This window comes from Nostoc sp. FACHB-888, assembly GCF_014696655.1.
Taxonomy (GTDB): Bacteria; Cyanobacteriota; Cyanobacteriia; order Cyanobacteriales; family Nostocaceae; genus Nostoc.
In genome coordinates, this window is the sequence record NZ_JACJQM010000358.1 from 1 (window position 1) to 2,683 (window position 2,683).

Here is a 2,683-nt window from a genome sequence, read left to right on the forward strand (position 1 = left end):
TTGCTTGCTCGTCTCAAAGAAAGTATTTCATGAACGAGTAAGCTTTTTCTACCTCCAAAAAATTTTTAGATTGTACATCATCCTTCTATCCGCCATCGCCTGACTTATGCCATTACTGCGGGAGTGAGCCTTAAAGCTGTAGTCCTTATCCTGCATAGCTTATAGCTTTTCTTAGTGCCATTCGCTTTAGAGGCTAAGGGGGCTGGCACAACTGATGGAACCCTGGTACAGCAGAACTCCTGGAACGGGGGCTGTGGACAACTTTGGAAGATCGAGCTACTTGACGATGGCTCCTACAAAGTTCGTTCTGCTTGCAGCGATAAAGTGTTAGATGTAACCGATGCGAGCCAGGATGACGGTGCTTTGATCCATTTATGGTCTTCGTGGAACGGCACGAACCAGCAATGGACATTTGAACCGATGCCATAGCCATAGCCAAACGAACTACTCCTGGCTAACTTATGAGTGCTCCTTTGAGCCAGGAGTTTCTAACACTTGCTCTAGCGTAATTCAATGGTGCGCTTCGCTTGTTGCTGATTGAGTTGTTCGGATAGGGCAGGGATAATTACCGGACGACCAATGATTACCTGCAAATAATCTTCTAAGTCAGTCAGAGTCGGAAAAGCCATTATTAAGTTGGCTTTGACTGATTCTTGCTTATCGTGAGGTAATTCCCAAGTGTTAAGTGAGAGAAACCCCTGACTATCTAATCAGTATTTAAGAGCTTGAAATTCAAGCACAGTTAGAAGTTCCGTATGTTGAGCGACCAAAGCTTGTATTGTGGTAACTGGATGACGATGAAGGCGATGTTTTTGTTGACGGGGTGCTTCATCCATTGCTAATCTGCGACGTTGAGTGTTGTATTCCGCTACAGGCACTTCCCGAATTTGTGTCAGCAACATTTGTTCACTTTCGGCGAAGAAAAGAACTTGATATTGCCCAAAATCACGTAATTCGGCAGTTGATTTGCGCCCACTAATTCGTCGTTGATTGCGACGCAAATGGCTAAACATAGCTTCCATTTTCAAGTTATCTGGCGGTAAGCCAGGAATGTCATAGCAGTGCAATAAATCAGTACCGTATTTATGCCAGAGCTTTTGTAGCTTTTTCTTCAAGGCAAACTGTGCGGGATTTTGTTGAGGGTCGGGCTGAAATTGCTGTAATAACTCTTCCATTTCGCGCTGAACTTGAAAACTTGTTAAAGGTAATTTTACAATTTGTGTAACATCGGTCGCACAATCAATGCGTGGACTGGTTTGTTCAGGATAGTGCAAACATTCTGCAATTTGTTGCAACCAATTGTGTGTTTCTTCTAAGTCGGAGGCTAATGAACGATGCCGACTTTTGGCTTGGTCAATCCATACTGACAAGAGAGACAAATAATCTGTATCAAGTTCTCGACATGGCAAACTACGTAGTATTTGTCCAATAGTTTCTAATTGCTGGTAGCCGCTTAAACCGCCCCAGCGAAAAGGTTTGCGACTGGTGCGATTGACACAATCCCGAACCGCAGCCCGAATCTGAGATTCGATTGCCATTAACTCTATGTCTCGTGACAAATAGGGGATTCCTGAAAAAAAGGGAGACTGTCTTGCTGCTGTTCGGAGCCGGGGTCTTGGGCTCTTTCTGAGTACTCAGGGACTTTTGCCAGATCATCTAAATCTGCTTTTAATTGCTGTCTGAGCTTTGTGTCTAATGGCAGCACCACTTCACTTAAATTACTGAGAAAGTGGGCTTGGCAACGTTGATGGGGTGCATCTGGCCAACTTGAATTCATTGCCGCAATGATTGCTGATTCCCCATCTGACAATGTTGCTAGCACTTTATACGGTAACTCTTTATATGGTTGCAGCCACTCAATTAACCTTTGTGCCTGTGCCTGTGGTAACTGAATTCCACTTACTGGTGTACCGCTTAATACCTCGTACAATACATACAGTAAGGTTCCGTGGCCTTCGGGCTGTAAGGCATCTATTGCCCAAATCAAGCCACCATGAAGGACTGCTGTGGCAGCTAATTTCTCCTGTGTATGTGCAATCGTTCCACCCAATAGTGCCAGAAATTGCCGATATAATTTACCTACATTACTCTCGTTAATTTCAACACCACGCTGGTTTAATGAGCGTTGAATTTCTACCAATTGTTGATGCTCATGCTCATGTTCCCAACCTATAAATGCCAGCACATCTAACCCATAAGTACTGTAAGGTAGGCTGTATTTTAACAGGCCAGTCGCGTAGTAATGTTTACCAAAATGTGTACAACTGGGATTGGTACATTCTTTACTCTTGCCTGCCACAAATACTGCACCATCCATTGTTTGAACGGTTTTACGCATGTGTCTCGGTCTGCGTAGCGCTAATTCTGCCCCACAATGCACGCACTCGATGAGCGAACATTCTAAAATTATTCGTTTGGCGTTACTGAATTTTCGTTCTGGGCGATGGCGAGGCAACTTTACTATCACTAATTTTTTACTGCTGCTAGGTGCTTTCCTCAGCTTACCTGCTTTGTATACCAATTAGATAGCTAGGGCACTCACCCAGGCAAACAATGAAATAGATTCTCAGTTGATGGCAGTCCAGCACCAAATTAACCGATTTGAAGGCAATGCTGATCGTGTCGCTGCTTTTGAGATAGATTTGAAAAATGATGCTCAACGCAAGGCTCGTCGCTTTGAAGT

At 44.1% G+C, this 2,683-nt stretch carries 4 protein-coding genes; 1 reads left to right on the top strand and 3 read right to left on the bottom strand.

Translation table 11 applies throughout. The annotated features are described in order from the left end of the window. Positions 1-500 precede the first annotated feature (500 nt). The 3 genes from H6G26_RS44125 to H6G26_RS40760 form a co-directional block, all read right to left on the bottom strand. Complete coding sequence (locus H6G26_RS44125; RefSeq protein WP_277883977.1) at positions 501-629, bottom strand: hypothetical protein; 129 nt, start codon at positions 627-629, stop codon at positions 501-503. 81 nt (positions 630-710) lie between these two features. Beyond that, on the bottom strand, positions 711-1,538 hold the full coding sequence (locus tag H6G26_RS40755) for a hypothetical protein (RefSeq protein ID WP_206757596.1): 828 nt from the start codon (positions 1,536-1,538) through the stop codon (positions 711-713). Between the two features lie 5 nt (positions 1,539-1,543). Continuing rightward, positions 1,544-2,338 (bottom strand): hypothetical protein, encoded by a 795-nt coding sequence (locus H6G26_RS40760; RefSeq protein WP_190737721.1) that lies wholly within the window; start codon positions 2,336-2,338, stop codon positions 1,544-1,546. Between the two features lie 49 nt (positions 2,339-2,387). On the opposite strand from H6G26_RS40760, the gene H6G26_RS40765 reads away from it, so the two are divergent. Beyond that, complete coding sequence (locus H6G26_RS40765) at positions 2,388-2,525, top strand: hypothetical protein (protein WP_190737723.1); 138 nt, start codon at positions 2,388-2,390, stop codon at positions 2,523-2,525. Positions 2,526-2,683: the final 158 nt, after the last annotated feature.